This is a genomic window from Mycobacterium sp. NGS49, from assembly GCF_059812565.1.
On record NZ_JCALCX010000005.1, the window covers coordinates 116,905 to 142,879 of the forward strand.

Sequence of the window (25,975 nt, forward strand, 5' to 3'; positions counted from 1 at the left end):
AAAAGGTGATCGCATGGCCCAGAATCCCAACCTCGCCGCGCTGAGCGCGGCGGGCGTATCCGTCTGGCTCGACGATTTGTCCCGGGACCGGATCAAATCAGGCAACCTGCAGGAACTGATCGACACCAAGAGCGTCGTCGGGGTCACCACCAACCCGTCGATCTTCCAGAAGGCGCTGGCCGACAGCGACACCTACAACGACCAGATTGCCGAGCTGGCCGAGCGCGGCGCCGATGTCGACGCCACCATCCGTACCGTCACCACCGACGACGTCCGCAACGCCTGTGATGTGTTGCGGCCGCAGTGGGAGTCCTCCGACGGAGTCGACGGCCGGGTGTCAATCGAGGTCGACCCGCGCATGGCGCACGACACCGACAAGACCACTCAGCAGGCGGTCGAGTTGTGGAAGATCGTCGACCGGCCGAATCTGCTGATCAAGATCCCGGCCACCGAAGAGGGCATCCCGGCCATCGCAACGACTCTGGCCGAAGGCATTTCGGTCAATGTCACGCTGATCTTCTCCGTCGAGCGCTACCGCGCCGTGATGGGCGCCTACCTCGATGGACTCGAGAAGGCGAAGCAGGCCGGCCACGACTTGTCGAAGATCCACTCGGTGGCATCGTTTTTCGTCTCCCGGGTGGACACGGAGATCGACAAGCGGCTGGAGAAGATCGACTCCGACGAGGCGCGCGCGCTGCGGGGCCAGGCAGCGGTAGCCAACGCCCGATTGGCCTACGCGGCCTACCAGGAGGTCTTCGAGGGCGGCGAGCGCTTCCAGGCGCTGCAGTCCGACGGGGCCCGGGTGCAGCGGCCGCTGTGGGCGTCCACCGGTGTCAAGAATCCCGATTACTCCGACACGCTGTACGTCACCGAGTTGGTGGGCCCGAACACGGTGAACACCATGCCGGAGAAGACACTTGACGCGGTGGCCGACCACGGCACCATCCACGGTGATACCGTCTCCGGCACCGCATCAGAGGCCCAGGGCGTATTCGACAAGCTCGACGCGATCGGGATCGATCTGACTGATGTGTTCCTGGTACTGGAAAACGAGGGTGTGCAGAAGTTCGAGGAATCCTGGAGCGAGCTGCTCGAGGAGACGCAGGCGCAGCTCGACTCCGCCGACAAATGAACTCAGCCGCCGCCGCGGGATGGCTGAACCCGCTGCGCGACAAGCGGGACAAGCGGCTACCCAGGATTGCCGGACCTTGTGGCATGGTGATTTTCGGGGTCACCGGTGACTTGGCCCGCAAGAAGGTGATGCCGGCCATCTACGACCTGGCCAACCGCGGACTGCTGCCGCCCACGTTCTCTCTGATCGGTTTCGCCCGCCGCGAATGGGACACAGAAGATTTCGGCGAGGTGGTGCACGACGCCGTCAAGGAACACTGCCGGACTCCGTTCCGGCAGGAGAACTGGGACCGACTGGCCGAGGGATTCCGTTTCGTGCCGGGCGCTTTCGATGACGACGAGGCGTTCAACCAGCTCGCCGAGACTCTGGAGAAGCTCGACGCCGAACGCGGCACCGGGGGCAACCACGCGTTCTATCTGGCGATTCCGCCGAAGTCGTTCCCGGTGGTGTGCGAGCAGTTGCAGAAGTCGGGATTGGCGCGCCCTCGCGAGGACAGGTGGGCTCGAGTTGTTATCGAAAAACCGTTCGGCCACGATCTGACGAGCGCGCAGGACCTCAACAGGACGGTCAACTCGGTCTTCCCCGAGGAGTCGGTTTTTCGCATCGACCACTACCTCGGCAAGGAGACGGTGCAGAACATTCTGGCGCTGCGGTTTGCCAACCAGTTGTTCGACCCGATCTGGAACGCCCACTATGTCGATCACGTCCAGATCACCATGGCCGAAGACATCGGGCTGGGCGGGCGCGCCGGCTACTACGACGGCATCGGTGCGGCACGCGACGTGATCCAGAACCACTTGATGCAACTGCTGGCGCTCACGGCGATGGAAGAACCGGTCAGCTTCACCCCCAAGGCGCTGCAGACAGAGAAGATCAAGGTGCTGTCGGCGACCCGGCTCGCCGAGCCGCTCAACGAGACCACCAGCCGTGGTCAGTACACCGGAGGCTGGCAGGGCGGCGAGAAGGTGGTCGGTCTGCTCGACGAGGAAGGGTTCGCCAAGGACTCCACCACCGAGACGTTCGCCGCCATCACTTTGGAGGTCGACACCCGGCGGTGGGCCGGCGTGCCGTTCTACCTGCGCACCGGAAAACGGTTGGGCCGCAGGGTCACCGAGATCGCGCTGGTCTTCAAACGGGCACCACATCTGCCGTTCGACGCCACCATGACCGATGAGCTGGGCACCAACGCCATGGTCATTCGGGTACAGCCCGACGAAGGCATCACCCTGCGGTTCGGCTCCAAGGTGCCCGGCACCGCGATGGAGGTCCGCGACGTCAACATGGACTTCTCCTATGGCTCGGCCTTCGCCGAGGAATCACCGGAAGCCTACGAGCGGCTGATCCTCGACGTGCTGCTCGGTGAGCCCTCGCTGTTCCCGGTCAACGACGAGGTCGAATTGGCTTGGGAAATACTCGATCCCGCGCTGGACAACTGGGCCTCGCACGGCAAGCCCGACCCGTACGAGGCGGGCACCTGGGGGCCGGAGTCGGCGTTCGAGATGCTGCGGCGCACCGGCCGCGAATGGCGGCGTCCGTGATCGCGCGAATGACCCGCGCAGCGATGAGGAGGAGCGGCGCAGATGATCGTCGAATTGCCTGAGACCACCACGACCGCCGTCAACAAGAAGCTCGACGAGATGCGCGAGATGGCCGGCGTGGTCACCATGGGCCGGGTGCTGACACTGATCATTGCGCCGGACAACGAGGCCATCGTCGAGGACTCCATCCAGGCGGCCAACGACGCCAGCCACGAACATCCGAGCCGCATCATCGTGACCATGCGGGGCGACCCGTACGCCGACGAACCGCGCCTGGACGCGCAGATCCGAGTCGGCGGGGACGCCGGGGCCGGGGAGGTGGTCGTGCTGCGGTTGTCCGGCGCACTGTCGGGGCACGCCGCCAGCGTAGTGATTCCCTTCCTGCTGCCCGACATTCCGGTGGTGGCCTGGTGGCCCGACAACGCCCCGGCGGTACCCGCACAGGATCCGCTGGGCAAGTTGGCCATTCGCCGTATCACTGACGCCACCAACGCCGCCGACCCGTTGGCCGCGATCAAGAGCCGGCTGCCGGGTTACGCCGACGGCGACACCGACCTGGCCTGGAGTCGGATCACCTATTGGCGGGCGCTGCTGACCTCGGCCGTCGACCTGCCACCGCACGAACCGATCGAGTCGGCCCGGATATCGGGCCTGGAAACAGAACCGGCCCTGGACGTGCTCGCAGGCTGGCTGGCCAGCCGGATCGACGGCCCGGTTCGCCGGGAGGTCGGCGAGCTCACCGTGGAGCTGGTGCGCAAGAGCGAGACGATCGTGCTGAGCCGGCCTCAGGACGGAACCACCGCGACGCTGCGCCGCACAGCCAAACCCGAGGCGCTGGTTCCGTTGGCGCGCAGGTTAACCGGTGAATGCCTGGCCGAAGATCTGCGCCGGCTGGATGCCGACGAGATCTACCACGACGCGCTCGAGGGCATCAAGAAGGTGCAGTACCAGTGAGTCCCGACATCGAGGTCTTCCGCGACGGCGAGGCTCTGGTGCACGCCGCGGCCCAGCGACTCGCCGACACCATCGCGGCCGCCGCGACGGCGCGAGGGCGAGCGCTGATCGCATTGACCGGCGGCGGGAACGGCGTCGCGCTGCTGCGCGAACTCGCTGCACACCCGATCGACTGGTCCGCGGTACACCTGTTCTGGGGGGACGAGCGCTATGTTCCCGAGGACGACGACGAGCGCAACGAGAAACAGACGCGCGAGGCGCTGCTCGACCGCATCGCGATCCCGACCAGCCAGGTGCACCCGATGGCGGCCAGCGACGGCGACTACGGCACGGACATCGAGGCCGCGGCGCTGGCCTACGAGCAGATCCTGGCGGCCAACGCCGGACCCGGTGAACCGGCACCGGGTTTCGACGTCCACCTGCTTGGCATGGGACCGGAAGGACACGTCAACTCGCTGTTCCCCGACACCCCCGCGGTGCGCGAGTCCCGTCGCATGGTGGTGGCGGTCGAAGATTGCCCCAAGCCGCCACCACTGCGGATCACATTGACATTGCCTGCGATTCAGCGTTCCCGCGAGGTATGGCTGTTGGTGTCCGGGGCGGGCAAGGCCGAGGCCGTAGCGGCCGCGGTGAGCGGCGCCAACCCGGTGTCCCTGCCGGCCGCGGGGGCCATTGGCCGGGAGGCGACCCGGTGGCTGCTGGACGAGGCCGCCGCGGGCAAACTTCCCCGTTGACGTTGCAGGGACGCTGACGGGGCTGTATCACCCGCTGTCAAGCTGGTAAGAATGACCGTCATGGCAGACAGAAGCGGCGGCCGCCCGAACCCAGCCCGGCAAAGAATGAAGACGCTCACGCAGGCGGCATTGAATGCCGACAAGACGGTCGAGCAGGTCGAGGACGTCCTGGATGGCCTCGGCACCTCCCTGGCGGAACTGAACAGGTCACTGTCGGCGCTCAACAGCACCGTCACGCGGTTGGAGACCGGCCTGGACCATCTCGACGGAACCCTTTCCAGCCTCGACGATCTCGCCAAGCGTCTGCTCGCCGTGCTGCAGCCGGTGGAGGCCATTCTGGAGCGCATGGACAACATCGTGACGTGGGGCGAGACGATGATGGCGCCGATCAACGTCACCGAGCACATGGTGCGCGGGATGCTGGACAGGCTGCGAAACCGGGGCGTGCGCTGACTCCGTGACGCTTGCCGACCCGATTCCCGCCCCGCCCTTTGCGCAAGGGACCGGCCTGCCGTGGGACGTCGCCGTCGAAGATGCCGTCGCAACCATTGCTGCGGCCCGCGAGCGGTGGGGCGACACGTTTGTGGTGAAAAGCGGCACTGACCGCTACCTGTTCACGTTCTCCCCTGCCGGCGTCGAGTCTTTCTACAACCTGCCGGAAGAACAGGCCAGCAAGGGCGTCGCCGATTTCTTGATGCTGCGGCGCAAGCTGCCCGACGAGATCTTTGCCGGGCGTCGCACCTTGCCGGGCAACCTGTTTCGTCGCGACGATGTCGCCGGCCATTTGGCCAATCTGGACCGGGCGCTGCGACACACCACCGACGAGTTGGGCTCGGCCGGTTCGGTGGACGTCTTCCACCTCACCCGCCGACTCGGACACCGCATGGGGCTCGCCTCCTGGGCCGGCCCGGGATGCGAAGACGGCGCGGCTTTCGAACGTCTGGTGCGCGCCTTCGACACCTTGGACGGCGCGGATGCGTTCGTGCACCCCGATCGGATGGCGGCCGTGCGCGCGTCGGACAAGCGCGCCGAGCGGGCCGCGCTGGACGAGGTGACCGATACGATCGCGGCCGCGGTGCGGCGTTACGTCGCCGGCGACGACGAGGATCAGGACCTGTTCGGCAGGATCGTAAATGCCTGGACCGGGGAATCGGAGCGGACCCGACTGCGTGGCATCGCCCACGACGTGGCACTGATCCACATCGCGTCGATGTCGAATCTGGCCTCCGCATTGGGCTGGGTGCTCGTCGACCTGATCGAGCGACCCGTGCACCACCAACGAATCCTCAGCGGGGACAAGGATTTTGCTCAGCGCTGTGCGCTGGAGTCCACGCGCCTGGCGCAGCGTTCCATCATGAGTCGAGCGGTGCTGTCTCCGGTTGACCTCGACACCGGCGAGGTCACCTACCAGGTTCCGCCGGGATGGACCATCGCCACGCTGTTGCCGTTGCTCAATACCGCAGCGGCACCGGGGCTGCGCGACTGGGATCCGGATCGGTGGACGCGACACCGCCTGACGAGACCGGTTGATCTGCCGTCCCCGACGTTGGTGACGACGTTCGGGCACGGGCGGCATTCCTGTCCGGCGCAACCCTTTTCGCTCGCCGCGATGACCACGGCCAGCACCCGTCTGCTGCGCGAGTATGAGATGACCCCGGGTTGGACGTCACATCCCCAGCCGGTCCCCGCTCAGATCGGCGGGGTGGCCCGGGCCGAGGGGCCCTGTCCGGTCGACTATCTCGCCATTCGCTGACGCCCGCATACGCCGAACAAGCCGGGTCGCCGCAAGACCGATAGGATCGCGTCATGCCGGTAGTTCTCACCACACCGCCGCCTCGGCCGCGACGCCGAACGGAGTCCTGACCCCTGCGGCTGGGGTCCGTTCACCCGCATGGCCACCGTCGTCGCCTTTCACGCCCACCCGGACGATGAGGTGATCCTGACCGGCGGCACTCTGGCCAAAGCGGCCGCGGCCGGCCACCGGGTGGTAGTCGTCACGGCCACCGACGGACGGATGGACAATGCGGACGAGCGCACCCGCTTGGACGAATTGCACGCCAGCACAGCCATTCTCGGCGTGCACCGGACGGAGTGCCTGGGTTATGCCGATAGCGGGTACGGTCCGGACTTCTATCCGGACCCGCCGGGCCGGGTGCGTTTCGCCAGAGCCGACGCCGACGAGGCCGCGCGGCGCCTGGCGGCGATACTTCGCTCCGAGGACGCGCAGCTGCTGCTCAGCTACCAGGCCAACGGCGGGTACGGCCACCGCGACCATGTGCAGGTGCATCACGTCGGGACCCGGGCCGCTGAGCTGGCCGGCACGCCAAGGGTTCTCGAGGCGACCATGCCGCGCGAACTGCTGCGCCGGATCAGCGACCTGTGCGGTCTGCTGCGTCTGCCGCCACCGTATGAGCCGGACGTGCTCGGCGATGCCTACGCGCCACGGGCCACCATCACCCACCGCGTCGACGTTCGCCAGGTCGCCCGACAGAAGCGGGACGCGGTGGCCGCTCATCGCTCGCAGCTTGGCACCGGCTTGGGCGCACGCGTCTACCAGGTGCTGTTGCGGCTACCACCGCAGGCGGTGGGCGCGATCTTCCGGCACGAATGGTTCGTCGATCCCGCAGCCGGGCCCGGAGCGTTGCGCGACGACATCTTCGAGGGCAAAGGCTGAAGCGGCGGCGCGGTCACATCTTGGTTGAGCGGGCCAGCACGAAGCTGTACAGGCCGTAGGTGATAATGCCCGCGCCGGCGGCGATGAGCAGCTCCGCTCCGGAGGGCTGCGCACCGAGGGTCTTGAGCGCCCCGTCGAGTCCGGTGGCCTTGCTCGGTTCCGAGCGGGATGCGGCCACGACCACCAACACACCAGCCATGGCGATGACGACCCCTTTACCGACGTAACCTGCCACCCCGAGCCGGCGGACCAGCTTGCCCGATCTGCCGTTGAGATCATCCACGAACTTGCGACAGGCCCCTTTGTAGACGTGATATCCGCCGATCGCGACGACGGCCAGCCCGCAGGCAATCAGCGCGATGGTGCCGGCGGTGCTTTGCATCAGACGGGCGCTCATGGTCGAGCTCTGCTCACCCGACGATTTCCCAGCTCCGCGGGCGAAACCGAAGGCTGAATAGGCGAATCCGAGGTACACCAAGGCCACCCCGAACGTCTTGGCACGCTGCATCGCACCGCCCGATGAGCGCTCGCTATCGCGGTCGGCCGCGCGCCCGAGAACCGTTTCGATGAGCCGCCACAATCCCAGCGTCAGCAGCAGGGCGGCGGCGAGCCACAGGACGAAGGGGCCGCCGGGGCGGCCCGCCAGCGCCGCCAGTGCTCCGGATTGGTCGGCGGTGCCGCCGCTACCGAACGCAACCCGGATCGCCAGGAAGCCGATGATCAGATGCAGTATCCCGCTCACCACAAAACCGGCACGAGCGAACTTCTCGAAGACGCCGTTCTGGGCTACCGCAACCGCGGCGGCCACTGGCGCCCGGTCATTTGTGCGATCAGACATGGGGCCCCCTTCGCCTGAAGGGATTGCCCGTTATCCACTGTTGCGTAACGCGCTGGCAAGTCCGTTCATGGTGAGCAGGATGCCGCGCTGCATCAGCTCGTCGTCCTCGCCGGAGCGGTAGCGGCGCAGCAGCTCCACCTGGAGGTGATTCAGCGGCTCCAGATACGGGAACCGGTTGAACACCGAACGCGCCAGCGCCGGGTTGTCGGCGAGCAAGTCCTCCTGGCCGGTGATGCGCTGGTACATCGCGATGGTGCGGTGGTGCTCGTCGACGATCTTGTCGAAGACCCTGCTGCGCAACGCCTCGTCGTCCACCAGCTCGGAGTAGCGGGCCGCCAGCCCCAGATCGCTCTTGGCCATCACCTGAGCCATGTTGGACAGCACACTGCGGAAGAACGGCCACCGCTCGTACAGTTCGTGCAGTACCGCCAGCCGGTCTTCTTCGCTTTCCGGTCCCGCGGCGATCCACTGCTCGAACGCCGAGCCGGTGCCGTACCAGCCCGGCAGCATCACCCGCGACTGGCTCCACGCCAGCACCCACGGGATGGCGCGCAGGTCCGAGATCGACGAGGTGGGCTTGCGCGAGGTGGGCCTGCTGCCGATGTTGAGCGACCCGATCTCGCTGACCGGCGTGGACGCCATGAAGTACTCGACGAAACCCGGTGTGTCATGAACTAATTCGGCGTAGGCGCGCTGTGCGAGGGTGGCAATCTCGTCGAGCACGGCATAGGCCGGCTCCGCGGCATCACCGAGACCCTCCACATCGAGCAGCGTCGACTCCAGCGTCGCAGCCAGCAGGCTTTCCAGATTGCGTCGGGCCGCTTGCGGTTCGGCGTACTTGGCGGCGATCACCTCGCCCTGCTCGGTCAGCCGCAACGACCCGTTCACCGCGCCCGGCGGCTGGGCCAGGATGGCTTGGTAACTGGGGCCGCCGCCGCGCCCCACCGTGCCACCCCGACCGTGGAATAGCCGCAACCTGATTGCGTTCTTGCGCGCGGCTTCCACCAGAGCCAGCTCAGCGCGATAGACCGCCCAGTTGGCGGCCATATATCCGCCGTCCTTGTTCGAATCGGAATAACCCAGCATCACTTCCTGCATGTCACCGCGGGCTGCCACCATCGCGCGGTAGAGCGGAAGTTCCAGCATCGCTTGCAGAATCGCCGCGCCATTGTGCAGGTCGTCGATCGTCTCGAACAGCGGCGAAATCCCGACCGGACAATACGGCTCGTCTCCCGAAGCGTCCAGCAGCCCTGCCTCTTTCATCAAGATCGCCGCCTCCAGCACGTCCGACACCGACCGGCACATCGAGATGACGTAGTTGGGAACCGCTGCGGGACCGTAGGTTTGGACGGCGTGTGTAGCGGCGCCGATGATGTCGAGTTCCTTGTGCGCCAGTTCGGACAGCTTCGCCCGGTCGCCGACCAGCGGACGGCGGGTGCTGAGCTCGGTGACCAGCAACTCGACCCGTTCGTCTTCGGGTAGCGACGTATAATCCGGGTGCACGCCGGCCCAGGCCAGCAGTTCGGCGACCACCTCCTCGTGCACGTCGGAGTTCTGCCGCAGATCCAAGGCCGACAGGTGAAAACCGAAGACGTGCACGCCTTCCCGCAACAACGCCAGCCGGTCGTCGGCCAACACCGCGCTGCCGTGCGTGCGCAACGAAGCATCGATGGTGTCGAGGTCCGCGCTCAACTCACCCGGCGTGACATAGGCCGGCAGGCCCAGGTCGAGCAGGTGGTGCGGTTGCTCGTCGAGGATCTCGGCGGCTGTGGCGCTCAGCCGGGAACGGATCACCCGCAACGCCCGCCGGTAGGGCTCGTCGTCGCGCGCCTTGTCCTGGCAGCCTTCGGCCAGCTCGGCGAGCTCGGGCGTCACCTCTAGCAGGCGCGACGACATCGACAGCTCCTGCTCGAGCTGGTCGAGTTCGGCCAGGTAGTGAGCCAGCGCCGTGTAGGCGGCGCCGCCGGTGGCCAGGCGGACCACGTCGGCGGTGACGTTCGGGTTGCCGTCCCGGTCGCCACCGATCCAGGAGCCCGGTTGCAACATCGGCCCGGTCAGCAGGTCGGCGTCGGGCCAGCGGGCGCGCAGCGCCTCCCGGACTTCGGCGTTGACCTTCGGGAGGACCTCGAAGAACGAGGCCGGGTAGTACCGCAGACCCGCGGCGATCTCGTCGGTGATCTGCAGGCGGGAGAGCCGGATGATCGCGGTCTGCCACAGGGTGAGGATCTGGCGGCGCAATTCGAGTTCGATGCTGCGGCCGCTGTCGGTCTGGGTGTGCCCCTCCGCGTGCAGCCGCATGAGCTCGGTGATCCGGTGCTGGGTGACGAAGACCGTGCGGCGTCGAGTCTCGGTGGGGTGGGCGGTGATCACCGGAGCGACCAGCGCCCCCTTGAGGGCGTCGGCGACGGTCGCCGAATCCAGGTCGGCACGGTCGAGCTTGGCGTAGGTGGCGGCCAGGCTGCTGTCCTGCGGCGGCTCACCGGCAGCGACGTGGATGGCGCGGCGGCGCTCGCGGTGGATGTCCTCGGCGACGTTGGCCAACAATGCGAAATGGGTGAACGCCCTGATCACCGGGATCGCCTGGTGGATGTTGATGCCGTCGAACATGCGCGACACCTCGGCCCGGTCGATCTCCGATCGTCGCACCCGAAATGATTCCACCCGCGCGCGTTCAACGAGGTCGAAGACCTCCTCGCCGTTCTGTTCGCGCACGGTGTCACCAAGGATGGCGCCCAACATCCTGATGTCGGCACGCATCGGCTCGGTCGCCTCACGCCCCAGCTTGGTGCGATGGACGTCGCCGATGGGGTCCAGCGCGGTATCGGTCACCTCAACCATGTGTCCCAGTATCGGTGACTGACGCGGTCGGCGCCTGCCATCGCCCCTTGGGTAAGCTTCCCGTCATGGAATTGGCTCTACAGATCACCCTGGTGGTCACCAGCGTGCTGGTGGTATTGCTGGTGCTGCTGCACCGGGCCAAGGGTGGCGGCCTGTCGACACTGTTCGGCGGCGGTGTGCAGTCGAGCCTGTCCGGGTCGACGGTGGTGGAGAAGAACCTCGACCGGTTGACGCTGTTCATCGTCGGGATCTGGCTGGTCTCCGTCGTCGGCATGGCGTTGCTGATCAAATACCGGTGACTAGCCTTTAACCGGCCACTCTGTGAAACGCCGGTGTGGGCCACGGCCGGTTGACCGGCGTCACCTTCACCACCGGCTTCACTGCCAGTGGGGACTTCGGTGTCGCTCTGCAGATTGGAAACCGGTTAAATGACGGCTGACCAGATGTGGAGCACAGCGTTACAGCGCGCTTTGTCCGGGGCTGCCAATGCCGCTCCCGGTCGGGGTGATGATCGGAGATCCGCCGCCACCGCCACCACCACCGCCGGCGGCGCCGCCGTTGCCACCCACAGCAGAGCTGCCGGTGCTGGTCCCGCCTGTCCCGCCCGCGTCACCGTTGTTGCCGTTACCGCCGCTGCCGACATCGCTACCACCGCCACCGCCGCCTCCGCCGACGCCGGTGGACAAGGGGCCACCTGCCCCGCCGCTCCCGCCGACTCCTCCGCTTCCGGTGCCGCCGGTGCCGCCACCGCCGGCGTTGGGAGTTGCCGAGCTGCCGGACCCTCCGCCGCCGCCACCACCACCGCCAAACGCTTCAGCGCCGACCGTTGATACAGCGACGCCTCCGCCGCCACCACCGCCGCCACCACCGCCTTTGCCGCCAGCGCCTAGTTGAGCGGCGTCGCCGCCGCCACCGCCACCACCGCTGCCGCCGTTACCGGTAGCGAACGAACTCACGGCTGATCCGCCCTGCCCGCCGGCGCCGCCTTGACCACCCTGGCCGCCGACGCCAGCGACCCCGGCGCCGGCGCCAGCACTGCCCCCCGTTCCGCCGGCACCACCGCCGCCGCCACCGCCGCCGATGACCGCGCCGAGAATTGGTGCTTGGTTGGATCCGCCGTTACCCCCGGTACCGCCGGCGCCGCCTTGGCCGCCGCCACCGTTGATCCCGCCAGAGGGGGCACCGCCGCCGCTGCCTCCGACTCCACCTCGACCGCCGTTACCACCGGGGCCGCCCGCGCTGAGATTCCCGCCGCTGCCGATGGCGCCGACGCCTCCCGCGCCGCCGGCCCCCCCGTCGCCACCGCTGCCGCCGCTCGCGCCCGCGCCGCTCGCGAAGCCGCCGGCGCCGCCGGCTCCTCCGGCGCCTCCCGAACCGCCGGGCGTTCCGGGCGCCGCCGCGGCCGCGTTATAACCCGCACCACCTTGTCCACCTGCGCCCCCGCTACCGCCATCGTCGGCCCCACCTGCGCTACCCGGGTTGCCGCCGATACCCGCCGCCCCCGCGGTCCCCGCGTTGCCTCCGGACCCACCTGCCCCGCCGTTGCCGCCGGTGGGGGAGGTGCTGGTACCGGCTGCGCCGTTTGCCCCATCACCGCCGTCACCGCCACTCCCGGCCTTCCCGCCACTGCCGGCGGTGCCGCCGGTACCGGAGTTTCCACCCGCCCCACCGTTGCCGCCCTGGCCGCCGGCGCCCCCGGAGGTGCCGGGAATTGCCGATGGATCAGAGGACGGGTCATAGCCTGCACCGCCGTGTCCGCCGGCGCCTCCGCTGCCGCCGTTGCCGGTGGCGCCTGCCGCACCGTCGGACCCGAAGGTCCCGCCGAATCCGCCGGCCCCACCGGCGCCGGCGTTACCGCCCAACCCACCGTGACCGCCCGATCCGCCGCCCGGAACGACACCAGACCCGGCACCGCCGTCGGCACCCAGGCCGCCAGCACCACCGGCCCCACCCACTCCGCCCACTCCCCCACCGCCGAAGAACCCGATGCTGCCACCGCCGACACCCCCGGCCCCGCCAGCCCCGCCGGCGGTGCCGCTCCCACCGCTGAGGCCCGCCCCGCCCGCCGCGCTGCCGGTGCCCCCGAGACCGCCCGCCCCTCCGGCCCCTCCCGCACCACCGCTGTAGAACGCCAGCGCCCGGTTGAGACCCCCGGCCCCCCCGGCCCCGCCCGTCCCACCGGCTAACGTCGCGGTGCCGGTTCCGCCAGCACCGCCCACGCCGCCGGTCCCGCCAGAACCCCCTAGGAATCCGCCGGCGCCGCCTCGCCCGCCGGTCCCGCCAACCAGACCAGCGGCGCCTGCTCCGCCGGCCCCGCCAGTGCCCCCATTGCCGAATAGCCCGGCGTCGCCACCAGCGCCACCGGCCTGCCCCGGCGCCCCCGACCCGCCGTTACCCCCGTTGCCCACCAAGATGCCACCGGCCCCACCGGCCTGCCCGGTACCCGGCGCGCCATCGGCACCATTGCCGATCAGCGGACGCCCGAACAACAGCGTCGTGGGTGTGTTGATCGCATCCAGCACTGCCTGCAACGGCGTCGCAGCAGCCGACTCGGCACCGGCATACATCGCCGCGGTCGAACTCAACGTTTCTACGAATCGCTCATGAAACAGCGTTGCTTGTTCACTGAGCGCTTGATACTCCCGACCGTAGGCGCCGAACAACGCCGCGAGCGCGACCGACACCTCATCCGCAGCCGCGGCGCTTACCAACGTCGTCGCCGCTGATGCCGCCACGTTGGCCCCCCGCACCACGGAATGGATCTCCGCCAAGTCGGAAGCGCTGACTATCAACGCTTGGGGTGAAGCGATTACGAAAGACGACATGTGTAGGTCCCATCACTTTGAATTCGGATTAGGTTCTTCTTTGCGACGACAGAAGGCCGTGTTGCCCCGACTCGGCCGAGAGGTAACCTGGGCTCATCCATTGGAGCCGCTACTTCCGTGCCCTCCGCGAGAGCGGCTGGGCGTGCCCTATGCGCCGCCGACACTGCCGATAACCCCGCCACAGACTGCACACGAGAGGCCGCCGCTTGCGCAACCGGCTGCTGATATCGCCGCCTATTGGACACGGACAGCGCCGCCATCGCCGCTGGTACCTCAGCACCGGCCGCCGCCACTATTACCGACGTCGACTGCCCCGCCGCATAGGCCGCGCCTATCACAGGCCTGATCCGCGCCAAATCCCGCGCCGCCGCCGCTACGACATCCGGCGCCACACAAACAAACGACATGAGCCGTCTCCGCTATCAAGAGGCCACAATGGAGCACCAACTGTACAACTCGGACGCAATACGCAACAGACTTTCGCTCCCTCAAATCTAATTCGAAGAACACTTTAATTGATTGCTTAAGGCAGGAGATTCAGTCAGTACTGTCCTGTTGGCCGCGCCGAGATCGCAGCCTGATTCGCATTCTAGAACGACTGTCTGAAACGTGTCCCGAAGTCGTGCTCGCCCACCAGGCCCTCGAGGATAACCGCCTTCCACGGGCAGGCATGGGTGCAAGGTTGTCGATGAAACCCCGTGGCACCAATTGTCTGAAAACGTATGCGCGAGGAACGGGTGCCGCTTTATGGTTTCGGAGTCGACATTCGTCGCGCAGTCAGCACACTCACGTCCGCTGCGAGCGCGCAATATTACGAAAGGATGTACCGCAGGTGAATTATTTGGTTTTCGGCCCAGAGATCAACTCGTCCCTCATCTTCACCGGCGCGGGCCCGGTCCCTATGCTGGAAGCATCGGCGGCATGGGCTGGACTGGCTGACGAACTCGCGACAGCGGCCCGTTCTTTTGCTTCTGTTACCGCTGACATCTCAGGCCAGGCGTGGCAGGGGCCGGCGTCCGTGGCTATGTCGGCAACGGCAGCACCCTACGCTTCGTGGTTGAATGCGGCTGCGGTGAAGGCTGCCGAAGCGTCGGCGCAAACACGTGCCGTAATCAGTGCCTTTGAGTCCGCACAGGCGGGCATGATTCACCCGGCAGCGGTTTCGGCTAACCGCAACGCACTCGTTCGACTGGTGTTAACAAATCTGTTTGGGCAGAATGCGCCGGCGATCGCGGCTGCTGAGTTCGCCTATGAAGAGATGTGGGCACAAGACGTAGCAGCGATGGCGGGATACCATTCGGCAGCTTCTGCTGCGGCCACACAATTATCACCACTGGAGTTCCCGCTGAAAAATGTCAATGTGGGCACCGGAAACAAGGGCACCGGAAACTTGGGTAACGGGAATACTGGTGACACCAATATCGGTAGCGGAAATACCGGCAACAGAAACTTTGGCAGCGGCAACCTCGGGGACAGCAATGTCGGTGGAGGGAACAAAGGCAGTGGCAACCTGGGCGGGGGAAATAATGGCGCCGGAAACGTGGGCGGTGGGAACAGCGGCACCCAAAACGTCGGCGCCGGAAATTTCGGCAGTAACAACATCGGTTTTGGGAATTCTGGTTCAGCACTCACCGACGGCGGCAGAGGCAACCTTGGTAGTGGAAACTTCGGTGACGGAAACGTCGGCAACGGGAACACCGGGAACTTCAATCACGGTTCGGGAAATAGCGGTGACCGCAACGTTGGCTTCGGTAACACCGGTAGCAACAACTGGGGGGCCGGCAACAAGGGCAGTCATAATATTGGATTCGGAAATTCTGGCACCGGCAACATCGGCTTTGGTCTCACCGGCAACAACCAAGTCGGGTTCGGCGCGCTGAATACCGGCAACAACAACATCGGCTTATTTAACTCCGGGAATAGTAATGTTGGTTTTTTCAACTCCGGCGATGGCAGCTGGGGCATAGCCAATTCTGGAAATTTCGCGACCGGCGCCTTCAACTCCGGAGTTCTGAATACGGGTATCGGCAACTCGGGTGCGCTCAACACCGGGATGTGGAACTCCGGGGACGGTGTCGCGCTGTTTAATGGGACAAACACTGGATTCGGCAATTCGGGCAGCAACAATCTAGGTTTCGGGAACGCCGGCCTGGCCAACGCAGGCAACTTCAACTCAGGGTCGTTTGACACGGGCTCCTTCAACGCTGGAGATCGAGTGACGGGCAGCTTCAACGCCGGTAACACCAACACCGGCTTCTTCAACGCGGGCAACGTGAACACTGGTTTCGGCAATTCGGGAGACACGAATACCGGCGGATTCAACTCCGGCAACTTGAACACCGGATTCGGCAGCATGGTCAACCAGACCGCCGCCAGCTCGGGCTTCGGCAATACGGGCACGGGGAACTCAGGCTTCTTCAACGCAGGCATTCAGAACTCCGGCAGCAGCAACCACGGAGACTTCAGCACGGGCTACGGGAACAAAGGCAGCTTCGATAGTGGGTTCTTGAACTCGGGCGCCAACGCACACGTCGGAGTGATGAATTCCGGCGGCAGCGGCGGCACGGGCGGCTTCAAAGTGGGATTCCTCAACTCGGGGACGGGTCCACTGGTGTCAGGCTTCTTCAACTCGAGCGACGTGGGGTTGATCTCGGGATTCGGAAACTCCGGCGCCGGCTTCACGTCGGGCCTCAACAACAGCGGCGGCAACAGCTCAGGCGCCTTCAACAGGGGCACGCAGCAGTCGGGCTTCTTCGGCCAGTAGGCCCGGCCCTGGCACCTGCACCAACCCGGCCACGGACGAATGGGCCCGGGTTCTGTCGACACCGGTCGGCACGAGCGCGTTACTGCGACAGGATCGTCAACCCACCAGCTCGTTAACTCGACGTTCTGGGAGAACGCCTAAGGCTTGTTGCTTGAAGTGCATGCGACTGCCGGCCACCCCTCCGACTGCCAGGTATGCCTTCTAAGGCAGTGGGCCGCCGGCCGCAATCGCCGCCAGCGTCGCGAACTGCTCCCCGTCCAGCGACGCACCACCCACCAGGCCGCCGTCGATGTCGTCCTGGGCCACCAGGTCGCCGACATTCTTGGCGTTCACCGAACCGCCGTAGAGCACGCGGACCGTCTGCGCGACCTGCGGCGACGCCAGCGCGGCCAATTCCTCGCGGATCGCCGCGCACACCTCCTGAGCGTCGGCGGAGCTGGCCACCCGGCCGGTGCCGATGGCCCAGACGGGTTCGTAAGCGATCACGACCTTGTCGATCTGCTCGGCCGACAGCCCGGCCAGTGACCCACGCAGCTGTTCGACATTGTGCGACACGTGGTTTCCCGCTTCACGCACCTCGAGGTGCTCGCCGATGCAGACGATCGGGGTGATTCCGTGCTTGAGTGCGGCCGCGGCTTTGGCGGCCACCAACGCGTCGTCCTCGTTGTGGTAGGTGCGGCGCTCGGAGTGCCCGACCACGACGAAGCTGCATCCGAGCTTGGCCAGGAAGACTCCGCTGATGTCGCCGGTGTAGGCGCCGGAATCGTGCTGGGACAGGTCTTGTGCGCCGTAGGTGAGGCGCAGCTTGTCGCCGTCGACCAGGGTCTGCACGCTGCGCAGGTCGGTGAACGGCGGGATGACCGTGACGTCGACCTTATCGAAGTACTTGTCCGGCAACGCGAAAGCGATCTTCTGCACCAGCGCGATGGCCTCGAAGTGGTTGAGGTTCATCTTCCAGTTGCCGGCGATCAACGGCTTGCGGCTCACGAGTCACCTCCGGTCGGCTGGGGCTCACCGAGCACCTCGATGCCCGGAAGTGATTTGCCCTCAAGGTATTCCAGCGATGCGCCGCCGCCGGTCGAGATGTGCGAGAACGCGTCTTCGGGGATCTTGAGGGCACGAACTGCGGCTGCGGAGTCGCCGCCGCCCACGACACTGAACGCACCCTTGCCGGTCGCGGAGACGATCGCCTCGGCGACGCCCCGGGTGCCGTCGGCGTAGGTCGGGAACTCGAAGACACCCATCGGCCCATTCCAGAAGACAGTCCTGGCGTTGGACAGCAACGTGGTGAACCTCTTCACCGATCCGGGGCCGATGTCCAAACCCATCAGGTCATCGGGAATCTCGTTGGCCGCCACGGTTTGTGGCGGCGATTCGGCGGCGAACTCCTCGGTCACCACGATGTCCACCGGCAGCCGCAGCACATCGTAATAGGTGTCCAGCAGGTTGCGGCAGGTATCGACCATGTCCTCTTCGAGCAGCGACTTGCCCACCGAATACCCTTGCGCGGCAAGGAACGTGAAGCACATGCCGCCGCCGATCACAATACTGTCGGCCTTGGTGGCCAACGACTCGATCACGCCCAGTTTGTCCGACACCTTCGAACCGCCCAACACCACCGCATAGGGCCGCTCGGTGGAGCTGGTCAGCTGCTGCAGCACCTTGATCTCGTCGGCGACCAGCGTCCCCGCGTAGTGCGGCAGCAGTTTGGCGACGTCGTAAACCGACGCTTGCTTGCGGTGCACCACCCCGAAACCATCGGAGACGAAAGCGCCACCGGGCAATACCAGTTCGGCGAGCTGGCGGGCAAGGGCGAGACGTTCGGCGTCGTCCTTGCTCGTCTCGCGCTTGTCGAAGCGGATGTTCTCGAGCAGCAGGATGTCGCCGTCGGTAAGCCCCTCGGCGCGGGCCAGAGCATCGGAGCCCACGACATCCCCGGCCAACTGAACGTGCCGGCCTAATTGTTCGCCGAGCGCGGCAGCGACCGGCGACAGCGAGTACTTGGGGTCCGGCCCGTCTTTGGGCCGGCCGAGGTGGGCGGTGACGACCACCTTGGCGCCGGCGTCCACCAGCGCTTTGAGGGTCGGCACCGACGCGGTGATCCGCCCCGCATCGGTGATGTTGCCGTCATCGTCGAGGGGCACGTTCAGGTCGGAGCGCACCAGCACGCCGCGGCCCGACACGCCCTCGGCCAGCAGATCTGCGAGCGTGGGGACGGCCACGGCTAGAGCGACTTGCCGACGAGCTTGACGAGGTCGATGAGGCGGTTGGAGTAGCCCCACTCGTTGTCGTACCAAGCGACGACTTTGGCCTGGTTGCCGATCACTTTGGTCAGCCCCGAGTCGAAGATCGAGCTGTGCGGGTCGGTGACGATGTCGCTGGACACGATGGGGGCGTCGTAGTACTTCAGGATGCCCTTCATCGGGCCGTCGGCGGCGGCCTTCATCGCGGCGTTGATGTCCTCGGCGGTGGCAGACTTGGACAGCTCCGCGGTGAGGTCGGTCACCGATCCGGTCGGAATCGGCACCCGCAGCGCATACCCGTCCAGCTTGCCTTTGAGCTGGGGCATCACCAACCCGATGGCCTTGGCCGCACCGGTGGAGGTCGGCACGATGTTCAACGCCGCCGCCCGGGCCCGGCGCAGGTCCTTGTGCGGGCCGTCCTGCAGGTTCTGGTCCTGGGTGTAGGCGTGGATGGTGGTCATCAAGCCGCGCACGATGCCGAACTCGTCATCGAGCACCTTGGTGACCGGCGCCAGACAGTTCGTCGTGCACGAGGCGTTGGAGATGATGTTCTGGCTGCCGTCGTATTTGTCGTCGTTGACCCCCAGCACGATGGTGATGTCGGGGTCGGTGGCCGGGGCGGAGATGATCACCTTCTTGGCACCGGCCTCGAGGTGGCCCTTGGCCTTGGCGGCGTTGGTGAACAGGCCGGTGGACTCCACCACCACGTCCACACCCAGATCGCCCCATGGCATGGCCGCCGGGCCTTCACGCACCTCCAGCGCCTTGATCTTGGCCGGGCCCACCACAATCGTGTCCTCGCCCTCCAGGCTCACGTCATAGGGCAGCCGGCCCAGGATCGAGTCGAATTTCAGCAGATGCGCCAACGTGTGGTTGTCGGTGATGTCGTTGACGGCCACCACCTCGATGTCGGCCCCAGAACTTGCTGAGCGCTGCTCCTGCTGAGCCAGCAGGGCCCGGTAGAAGTTGCGTCCGATTCGACCAAAGCCGTTGATGCCAACTCGGACCGTCACGTGTCTCTCCTCTTCCTCGTGTCCGCTTCTCACAGCGCTCTTGGTCAGCCTAGATCAGTGCCCTAACGGTCGCTTTGCCGGTAAGACCGCCGGACTCGGCGACGTGCGCGGACCCCACACCGCGTCACGCCGCGGCCCGACGTGAAGGGCGGAAACTCCGGTGAACGTCACCATTTGGAAACGGCACGGTGCGGCGCCGTTGGTGTCTTGGATCCGCGTCTAACAATCGTGGCGGCCGTGCAGGAAGGCCAGACGGTTCTGCTGGAGCGCGACTTAAGGAGTTGACGTTGATGACGATCGCTGATCGATTCAACCTCAAGATGATTGCTGCCGCCGCGGGGGTGTGCGGGGCCGCACTGGCACTGAGCCCGAGTGCGGCGGCCGTGCCGCTGAAAACGGGCGGCACCGCGTGCATCCAGGGAATGTCAGGCACGGCGGGCGTTGCCGAAGGCGCACCCGCCGGAGCAGCGGCCGGCGCACCGGCGTGCTGCGCTTACGGCGGACCTGCAGCCGGCGGTGCAGCGGCCGGCGCGGGCGGAGCACCGGCGGGTGGAGGACCGGCAGGCGCCGGTGGAGCTCCGGCCGGTGGTGGAGCCGCACCCGCGGCCGGTGCAGCGCCCGTGGAGGTGTGCGGCGGTCCGGCCAGCGCTCCCATCACCGGCATGTCCGGAGTGCCGGTGGTCGTACCCGGCCCGGTCGGGGCGGCGGTGCCGGCCGCGGCCCCGCTGGTGGTGCCCGGGCCGGTCGCGGCTCCGGTACCCATCGGCGCACCCGTCCCCATCGGCGCACCCGTCCCCATCGGCGCACCCGTACCGATCGGCGCACCCGTCCCCATCGGCGCACCGGTCCCCATCGGCGCACCGGTCCCCATCGGCGCACCGGTCCCCATCGGCGCACCCATCCCTATTGGCGCACCCGTCCCCATCGGCGCACCCGTCCCGGTCGGGGCGCCGGTGCCGGTCGGCGCACCCGTCCCCATCGGCGCGCCCGTACCGGTCGGCGCTCCCCTGCCCGCTGGCGTCCCGGCGCCGGTAGGCGCCCCCATCACCACCATGTCCGGAACCGGGAAAGGCGACCCGACCGGACCGGCGCCGACGGGTGGACCCGTGCCCGGCCAGCCGGTTATGCCCGGCCCCACCGGGGCCGCGGGCTGAATCGCTGGTCACAGCCGCGGGCAGGACTGCCCCGGAGTTGAAGAATGCACGTCCGGGCGCAGTAGTGCCGCCGAATTATTTCGAGCGCAACCAGCGCAACGCTGATTCCGCGGCGTGATACCCGCATAATCCGTGAATTCCCGCACCCGGCGGCGCAGACTGCGAGCACAGGTAGACGCCCGGCACGCCGATCCGATAGGGATCGATCGCGATGCGCGGCCGGAACAGGATCTGCAGCCTGTCGTTGGCGCCGCCGATGATGTCGCCGCCGATGTGGTTGGCATTGCGGGCTTCCAGTTCGGCGGTGCTGGTGCTCACCGTGGCGATGATGCGGTCGCGGAATCCCGGTGCGAACCGCTCGATCTGGTCGATGATCGCGGCGGTCGCGTCGCCGGTGTAGCCGAACGGAACGTGCGCGTAGGCGTAGATCGGATTGACACTGCCCGCCGAGCGCGACGGATCGGCCACGTACTGCTGTCCGAGCAGTACAAACGGGCGCCGCACCATAGTGCCCTGCGCCCGTCGCCGTTCGGTGTCCGCGATCTCCTCGAAGCTGCCCCCGAGATGCACGGTCCCCGCTCGGGCGCAGTCCGGATTCGTCCAGGGGATGTCGCCTTCGATGGCGAAGTCCACCTTGAAAGCCGACGATCCCTCGCGGTAGCGGCGGTAGGACCGCTTGATCCGGGTGGGCATCGCATAGCCATAGATGGCCAGCACTTGAGCCGGGTTGAGGTCGAGCATGACGATGTCCGCGGTCGGGATATCGCGGCGACTCGTGACCTTGACGCCGGTGGTGACCTGTCCGCCTTCGGCACGCAGCGCCGCACCCAGGGCCCGGGTGATCGCACCGGACCCGCCTTCGGCGACCGGCCAGCCGTAGCGGTGCCCGCTGGCCAGAATCATCAATCCCAGGGATGCGGTCAGCGGCCGGTCCAGTCGCGTGTAAGCGTGCGCCGCCGCGCCGCCGTAAAGGGCGCGTGCCTGTTCGGTGCGGAAGTAGCCGGCCACCGTGGTGGCGGGCAGCACCGCGCGCGGACCGAACAGCGCGAGCCGCACCGGGTGGCGTGGAACGTTGATGACCGGGCGTAACAGGTCCTCGGCCAGGTCGTCGAAGCCTTTGGCCAGGCCACCCACTGCCGCTTTCCACCGCCGGCGGTCGGCGCCCAGCCCCTTGGCCGTCTTGGTGACCGATTGGTAGAGCATGGCGGCGGTGCCGTCGTCAAGGGGGTGGGCGCAGTCGGCCTGCGGCCACTTCCAGGAAAGTCCGTAGCTCTCGAGGTCGATCTCCTTCCAGAACGGTGATCCGACCCCCAGTGGATGAAACGCCGAGCAGTAGTCGTGGATGACCCCGGGCACCGTCAACTCACCCGAGCGCACTCCCCCACCGATGGTGTCCTGGGCCTCCAGGACATGCACCTCGATGCCCTGCCTGGCGAGGTGGATCGCCGCGGCCAGGCCGTTGGGCCCGGCGCCGACGACAACCGCCTTGTTCAGGATCTTGGTCATGCGGTTCCGTGCACCACTGGCTGCGTTGTGACATGAACCGGAAACTCGTCGCCCGGCTCCGGCCACGGTTGGCGGGTCAGCATGTCGCTGACGTTGACGTAGCCGGATTCGATCAGACCCGTCTTGGCGTCGACGATGCGGTACCACTGCTTCTGGATGTGGATCGGCTGACCCTCGAGAACGATGACCCGCACATCGCCTTCCTCGAAGTTGCAGCGCCGTTGCACCGCCTCCAGCAGCTGCTCGTTGTGCAGATGGCCTTCACCGAAGTTCCACCCGACCAGCGGGCCGGCCACCACTTCGCCGTCTCGCATGCGGTAATCGGCCTCGTTGCCCACTGCGCGCGCCACCAGACCGTTGAGCGCCCGCCCATGGGTGTGCATGGCGCGGAACGCCCCCACCTTGTCCGACATCACCTCGGCGGTGTCGGCGCCGTACAGCTTGGTGAGCTGATTGACTACCAGCGCAGAGCTTTTCACCACGTTGCCTTCGATCTTGTCCTCCGTGCCCGCGCGGAAACACCAGATACTGGTGGCCCAGTTTCCGGCGTAGTAGCGCATCGCGGGCAGGAACGAAATCTTCTCGGGAAACATGTTTCCCGCGATCACGATGACCACCGCGACCGCGATGAGGGCCAGCAGCAACGGAGATCTCAGGTCGGTGGCACGTATCGAGCCGTAGTGGCCGAACAGGTAGAACAGCGAGAAGATGAAGAACACGTTCCACTCCAACGGAACTCCCATCGGCAGATTGGACAGGATGTTGAAGTGGAATAGGACCATGAACCCGATCAGGAACCACCGCCACGGGTGATCGCCGGCGAAGAACACCAGCACCGTGGGCACAATGAATTCCGCTGTGGTGCCGCCGACGTGGGCCATCAGCTTCGGTAACCAGGTCGGGCGCAGATCGTTGACGTGATCACGGTAGAGCAGGCGCTTGACCGGAAGGAAAAGCCGGCTGCGCAGCAGTGCGTTGTTGCTCGTCATCACGGCCACCACATAGGGAAAATGGTGGTTGAGTTTGGAAGTCGCGGCGCCCCACCAGAGGCAGAGCATGATGATCTTGAACGCCGCCACCTGGTCGGTGAACGGGAAGAAGAACACGAACAGCTTCAGCCAGTAGTGCTCACCGCGGGCGGCAAGGAAGATCGTCTTGTCGCGCAAGCCCAGCAACGTCAGCGCGACGATCGTTGGGACCACCAGTAGCGGATCGATCAGACCGACGTCCCCGGCGCCCGTGACCGGCCCGCCGTGCCCTGGTGCGAGCAACGCCCACACGGCGCTGCCCAACACGACGACGTAGAGCGCGACGTCGACTATGCCGCGCGAATCGCCGCGGGTGAAGGGCACCTTGCCGGGCCAGGCCGGAAGGCGAATCGTCTTGGGCCGCAACCAATAAAGGATCCCACCGATCGGTGGCATGAAGCGGCCGGTGAGTGGGCCTGATCCACAGCCCAGGCCGAGGACCTCGAACAGCAGGCTGAAGATGACTGCCTTCTGGTACACGATCGGTTGCGTCCACCACTCGCCGATGTGGCCCAGACCGCCCAGCCCAGGAGTCAGCGAGATGATCGCCGCGGGGACCGCAACGTACAAGCCGATCTTGATCAGATAGAGCAGGTACACCGCATAGGGAGTGCCGAAGCCGTTCTCGGCCCAGTGCCGGGTGACGACCTGAAGTCTCGTTGCTCTCGACTGCGTCGGCCAGGCGGCGTGATCGACGTCGGGAAGGTCAGGTGAGATGAATCCCATGGCGGCCTCATTCCAGGCGGGAATTTCAGTGGCCAGTCCAATCTATCGGGGACCTGCGACCGACCTGTCTCCCCACCGGAGCACTTGCCCGAAGTTATTGCGGTGAAAGGTGATTCAATCTCGTCCGGTTCCGGACCCGGCCCGCCGGCAACGCCATCCACGCGACCCCTCATCACGCACGGATGGCTTGCCCGCCGGCTGCCCCGTCGACTGGGAACGGTCGATCAGTTCGCACAGGAGTTTTCGGTCCTGGCGGTGCAGCCCCAGAAACCGCCGCAGAGCAGGAACCTGCTCAGTACGGCCCTCGGCTTCAGCGAGGTCGATCGCCCGTTGATAGACGTCCATCTGCAAATTGGTCCGCTTGCAGATCTGGCTGACCAGCCGCAGCACCCAATCGGCCTGGCTGCCGGCGCTGCTGGGCCGAACCATGTCCACCTCTTCCCATTCGACGAATGACGTGGGCAAACGCTAAGCCACCGGAAGCCGCGCGACCATATGCGCAGACACCGAACCTGCAGATCAGACTTGTGCCCGCAGCACAGCCGGCGCCATCCACCGGCAGGCCTCCAACGCGGTCTGCACCTTGAACACCGCGTCGGGGTCATCGAGGTTCTGCGCGCACAATTCCATCGCCTGACCGACACGGTACTGAATCGTGTTGCGGTGCAACATCATCGCTTCCGCCGTCGCCAGGTAACTTCGGTTGCGGAGCAGGAATTCGCGCAGCGTCTCACGCAGCCATTCGTTGCGCTCGCCGGTACCGGCGAGGTCACCGAGCACCTCGTCGACGAAACACCGCAACTCGTCGAGGTCGCCGGCCATCAACGCCACCGGCGCCACGTCGTCGTAGCCGACGACCGGTGCGCCGTGGCGGTCCCCGCCGGCCAGTACCACCGCCTTCACCGACTCGGCCTGTCGCATCGACATCCGAAAGCCGCGCAATCCGTCGCATGACCGGCCATAGGCCACCCGCGCCCCCACACCCGCCGACTCGAAGGCGGTGCGCAGAGCGGCCGGATCGGGGGCAGCGGCGACCGAAAACCAAAGCCGGGCCTCGCGTTCGTCGGTCGGCACCAGCAGCGATCGGGCCGTCGCGCCCAGCTCGGCGGCCATCAGGCAGCGCACCTCGTCGAACCTCGCCACCACCTCGTCGATGGTCACCGCGGTATCCACCCACACCACGGCCCCGACGTGGTGGCCGTCGAGTCCGTAGCGCAGCACCTTCTCAGCCCGCTGCACGTCCACCGGTGACCCGGTCAGCAACTCGCTGACCCAATGCTGCTGCAGTCCGCTGCGCCGGCTGAGCCACCTGTCGTGCTCGTCTTCGTAGGCCAGGATGAGCTGATCGGCGACCAGATCGATGATGCGGGACGAGCGGTTGACCAGGTCGATGATGGTCGGCACCTGCTGTTCCGGCGCCAACAGCGATGCGTACTGCATCGCCACCTCCAAGAAGCGCGCATGACCCAGCCGGTGCGCCCGCACCAGCGGCGCCAACGGAATGTCGCGCTGCGCGGATGCCCGCGCATAGGCCAGGGCGGCAGCGGGAGCCTCGAGCAACGCCGTGGGCGCGTCGCGTTCGAGATAGTGAACGGCGGCGACGTAGTTCTCGGTGATGCTGGCACGCCACATGTCCATCAGCCGGGGGTCGTGCTTGAGCCCCTGTATCTCGTCCTTCATCATGTCGAAAAGTTCAGCGATGAATCTGTCGCGAATCGCGTCCATCTGTCGGGCGATGACCGAGATGCACCCGGAACCGACCCCAGCACCTGTCTCGGCCACCCATGCCGTCCTTAAGTTCGTAGGTGCAGTTACTTCGTGTTGTTACGTTGTGCTGTGACCCGGGTGGGCCGGGTGGGGCTGTCATATCGTTGCCGGCCCGCGGGTGCGGCTTGAAGGGACTGGCCGCCCGGCCTGCCTGGACTTCTCTGGCCACTGATTGAGATCTGCGATGTGATCGCTTGTTTAAGGAAATGCTGGCGGAGTTGTCCATGGGGATCATGTTGGG

21 protein-coding genes and 1 pseudogene are annotated in these 25,975 nt (G+C 66.5%); 11 read left to right on the forward strand and 11 right to left on the reverse strand.

Annotated features, from left to right (window positions below):
- Positions 1 to 13: 13 nt before the first annotated feature.
- The 7 genes from tal (at position 14) to AC5Y7D_RS06820 (ending at position 7,032) form a co-directional block, all read left to right on the forward strand.
- Positions 14 to 1,132 (forward strand): transaldolase, encoded by a 1,119-nt coding sequence (gene tal, locus AC5Y7D_RS06790; RefSeq protein WP_499922541.1) that lies wholly within the window; start codon positions 14 to 16, stop codon positions 1,130 to 1,132.
- Complete coding sequence (gene zwf / locus AC5Y7D_RS06795; protein WP_499922542.1) at positions 1,129 to 2,670, forward strand: glucose-6-phosphate dehydrogenase; 1,542 nt, start codon at positions 1,129 to 1,131, stop codon at positions 2,668 to 2,670. The genes tal and zwf overlap by 4 nt, the downstream gene beginning before the upstream one ends.
- 42 nt (positions 2,671 to 2,712) lie before the next feature.
- Complete coding sequence (gene opcA / locus AC5Y7D_RS06800; protein ID WP_499922543.1) at positions 2,713 to 3,624, forward strand: glucose-6-phosphate dehydrogenase assembly protein OpcA; 912 nt, start codon at positions 2,713 to 2,715, stop codon at positions 3,622 to 3,624.
- Positions 3,621 to 4,358 carry a 6-phosphogluconolactonase gene (gene pgl, locus AC5Y7D_RS06805; RefSeq protein WP_499922544.1) on the forward strand — a complete coding sequence of 246 codons (738 nt, stop codon included), beginning with the start codon at positions 3,621 to 3,623 and terminating at the stop codon, positions 4,356 to 4,358. The genes opcA and pgl overlap by 4 nt, the downstream gene beginning before the upstream one ends.
- Before the next feature lie 51 nt (positions 4,359 to 4,409).
- Complete coding sequence (locus AC5Y7D_RS06810; protein ID WP_499922545.1) at positions 4,410 to 4,811, forward strand: ATPase; 402 nt, start codon at positions 4,410 to 4,412, stop codon at positions 4,809 to 4,811.
- A gap of 4 nt (positions 4,812 to 4,815) precedes the next feature.
- Positions 4,816 to 6,111, forward strand: coding sequence for a cytochrome P450 family protein (locus AC5Y7D_RS06815; RefSeq protein ID WP_499922546.1), 1,296 nt, complete (start codon positions 4,816 to 4,818; stop codon positions 6,109 to 6,111).
- 138 nt (positions 6,112 to 6,249) lie between these two features.
- The gene (locus tag AC5Y7D_RS06820) at positions 6,250 to 7,032 is read left to right on the forward strand and encodes a PIG-L deacetylase family protein (protein ID WP_499922547.1); all 783 of its coding nucleotides are present in this window, start codon (positions 6,250 to 6,252) and stop codon (positions 7,030 to 7,032) included.
- Positions 7,033 to 7,045: 13 nt separating this feature from the next.
- On the opposite strand, the gene AC5Y7D_RS06825 is transcribed toward AC5Y7D_RS06820, so the two are convergent.
- Both AC5Y7D_RS06825 and ppc read right to left on the reverse strand, forming a co-directional pair.
- Positions 7,046 to 7,870 (reverse strand): DUF1206 domain-containing protein, encoded by an 825-nt coding sequence (locus AC5Y7D_RS06825; protein WP_499922548.1) that lies wholly within the window; start codon positions 7,868 to 7,870, stop codon positions 7,046 to 7,048.
- Between the two features lie 30 nt (positions 7,871 to 7,900).
- On the reverse strand, positions 7,901 to 10,708 hold the full coding sequence (ppc, locus tag AC5Y7D_RS06830; RefSeq protein WP_499922549.1) for a phosphoenolpyruvate carboxylase: 2,808 nt from the start codon (positions 10,706 to 10,708) through the stop codon (positions 7,901 to 7,903).
- A gap of 65 nt (positions 10,709 to 10,773) precedes the next feature.
- Here ppc and secG point away from each other — a divergent pair, with 65 nt between their 5' ends.
- Positions 10,774 to 11,007, forward strand: coding sequence for a preprotein translocase subunit SecG (secG, locus tag AC5Y7D_RS06835; RefSeq protein WP_459363485.1), 234 nt, complete (start codon positions 10,774 to 10,776; stop codon positions 11,005 to 11,007).
- 159 nt (positions 11,008 to 11,166) lie between these two features.
- Here the strand turns inward: secG and AC5Y7D_RS06840 are convergent, their stop codons facing one another.
- Together AC5Y7D_RS06840 and AC5Y7D_RS06845 are read right to left on the reverse strand one after the other, a co-directional pair.
- On the reverse strand, positions 11,167 to 13,533 hold the full coding sequence (locus tag AC5Y7D_RS06840; protein ID WP_499922550.1) for a PE family protein: 2,367 nt from the start codon (positions 13,531 to 13,533) through the stop codon (positions 11,167 to 11,169).
- Entirely contained in the window at positions 13,518 to 13,940 is a 423-nt protein-coding gene (locus AC5Y7D_RS06845) for a PE domain-containing protein (protein WP_499922551.1), read from the reverse strand. Before AC5Y7D_RS06845 ends, AC5Y7D_RS06840 begins: the two co-directional genes overlap by 16 nt.
- A 425-nt stretch (positions 13,941 to 14,365) precedes the next feature.
- Between AC5Y7D_RS06845 and AC5Y7D_RS06850 the strand changes: the two genes are divergently transcribed.
- Complete coding sequence (locus AC5Y7D_RS06850; RefSeq protein WP_499922552.1) at positions 14,366 to 16,297, forward strand: PPE family protein; 1,932 nt, start codon at positions 14,366 to 14,368, stop codon at positions 16,295 to 16,297.
- Positions 16,298 to 16,498: 201 nt separating this feature from the next.
- Here AC5Y7D_RS06850 and tpiA read toward each other — a convergent pair whose 3' ends face one another.
- The 3 genes from tpiA to gap are packed head-to-tail and all read right to left on the reverse strand — an operon-like array spanning position 16,499 to position 19,553.
- Positions 16,499 to 17,284 (reverse strand): triose-phosphate isomerase, encoded by a 786-nt coding sequence (tpiA, locus tag AC5Y7D_RS06855; RefSeq protein ID WP_499922553.1) that lies wholly within the window; start codon positions 17,282 to 17,284, stop codon positions 16,499 to 16,501.
- Complete coding sequence (locus AC5Y7D_RS06860; protein ID WP_499922554.1) at positions 17,281 to 18,519, reverse strand: phosphoglycerate kinase; 1,239 nt, start codon at positions 18,517 to 18,519, stop codon at positions 17,281 to 17,283. Before AC5Y7D_RS06860 ends, tpiA begins: the two co-directional genes overlap by 4 nt.
- A gap of 2 nt (positions 18,520 to 18,521) precedes the next feature.
- Complete coding sequence (gene gap, locus AC5Y7D_RS06865) at positions 18,522 to 19,553, reverse strand: type I glyceraldehyde-3-phosphate dehydrogenase (RefSeq protein WP_499922555.1); 1,032 nt, start codon at positions 19,551 to 19,553, stop codon at positions 18,522 to 18,524.
- Positions 19,554 to 19,843: 290 nt separating this feature from the next.
- Between gap and AC5Y7D_RS06870 the strand changes: the two are divergent.
- A pseudogene (locus tag AC5Y7D_RS06870) lies at positions 19,844 to 20,074 on the forward strand (beta-xylosidase); the annotation flags it as partial.
- Positions 20,075 to 20,173: 99 nt separating this feature from the next.
- Entirely contained in the window at positions 20,174 to 20,707 is a 534-nt protein-coding gene (locus AC5Y7D_RS06875) for a hypothetical protein (RefSeq protein ID WP_499922697.1), read from the forward strand.
- Positions 20,708 to 20,782: 75 nt separating this feature from the next.
- Here the strand turns inward: AC5Y7D_RS06875 and AC5Y7D_RS06880 are convergent, their stop codons facing one another.
- From AC5Y7D_RS06880 to AC5Y7D_RS06895, 4 genes are all read right to left on the reverse strand, one after another.
- Positions 20,783 to 22,201, reverse strand: a complete 1,419-nt coding sequence (locus AC5Y7D_RS06880) for a phytoene desaturase family protein (protein ID WP_499922699.1) — start codon at positions 22,199 to 22,201, stop codon at positions 20,783 to 20,785.
- A gap of 8 nt (positions 22,202 to 22,209) precedes the next feature.
- A complete protein-coding gene (locus AC5Y7D_RS06885) occupies positions 22,210 to 23,967 on the reverse strand; it encodes a DUF3556 domain-containing protein (protein ID WP_499922556.1) in 1,758 nt (585 codons plus the stop codon).
- Positions 23,968 to 24,081: 114 nt separating this feature from the next.
- On the reverse strand, positions 24,082 to 24,396 hold the full coding sequence (locus tag AC5Y7D_RS06890) for a hypothetical protein (protein WP_499922557.1): 315 nt from the start codon (positions 24,394 to 24,396) through the stop codon (positions 24,082 to 24,084).
- A 90-nt stretch (positions 24,397 to 24,486) separates the two neighbouring features.
- The gene (locus AC5Y7D_RS06895) at positions 24,487 to 25,692 is read right to left on the reverse strand and encodes a PucR family transcriptional regulator (protein WP_499922700.1); all 1,206 of its coding nucleotides are present in this window, start codon (positions 25,690 to 25,692) and stop codon (positions 24,487 to 24,489) included.
- Positions 25,693 to 25,975: the final 283 nt, after the last annotated feature.

Bases quoted from the DNA above. Each gene is read 5' to 3' on its own strand.
- tal (WP_499922541.1), top strand. From the start codon at position 14: ATGGCCCAGAATCCCAACCTCGCCGCGCTGAGCGCGGCGGGCGTATCC.
- zwf (WP_499922542.1), top strand. From the start codon at position 1,129: ATGAACTCAGCCGCCGCCGCGGGATGGCTGAACCCGCTGCGCGACAAG.
- opcA (WP_499922543.1), top strand. From the start codon at position 2,713: ATGATCGTCGAATTGCCTGAGACCACCACGACCGCCGTCAACAAGAAG.
- AC5Y7D_RS06810 (WP_499922545.1), top strand. From the start codon at position 4,410: ATGACCGTCATGGCAGACAGAAGCGGCGGCCGCCCGAACCCAGCCCGG.
- AC5Y7D_RS06820 (WP_499922547.1), top strand. From the start codon at position 6,250: ATGGCCACCGTCGTCGCCTTTCACGCCCACCCGGACGATGAGGTGATC.
- AC5Y7D_RS06825 (WP_499922548.1), bottom strand. From the start codon at position 7,870: ATGTCTGATCGCACAAATGACCGGGCGCCAGTGGCCGCCGCGGTTGCG.
- ppc (WP_499922549.1), bottom strand. From the start codon at position 10,708: ATGGTTGAGGTGACCGATACCGCGCTGGACCCCATCGGCGACGTCCAT.
- secG (WP_459363485.1), top strand. From the start codon at position 10,774: ATGGAATTGGCTCTACAGATCACCCTGGTGGTCACCAGCGTGCTGGTG.
- AC5Y7D_RS06840 (WP_499922550.1), bottom strand. From the start codon at position 13,533: ATGTCGTCTTTCGTAATCGCTTCACCCCAAGCGTTGATAGTCAGCGCT.
- AC5Y7D_RS06845 (WP_499922551.1), bottom strand. From the start codon at position 13,940: ATGTCGTTTGTTTGTGTGGCGCCGGATGTCGTAGCGGCGGCGGCGCGG.
- AC5Y7D_RS06885 (WP_499922556.1), bottom strand. From the start codon at position 23,967: ATGGGATTCATCTCACCTGACCTTCCCGACGTCGATCACGCCGCCTGG.
- AC5Y7D_RS06890 (WP_499922557.1), bottom strand. From the start codon at position 24,396: ATGGTTCGGCCCAGCAGCGCCGGCAGCCAGGCCGATTGGGTGCTGCGG.
- AC5Y7D_RS06895 (WP_499922700.1), bottom strand. From the start codon at position 25,692: ATGGACGCGATTCGCGACAGATTCATCGCTGAACTTTTCGACATGATG.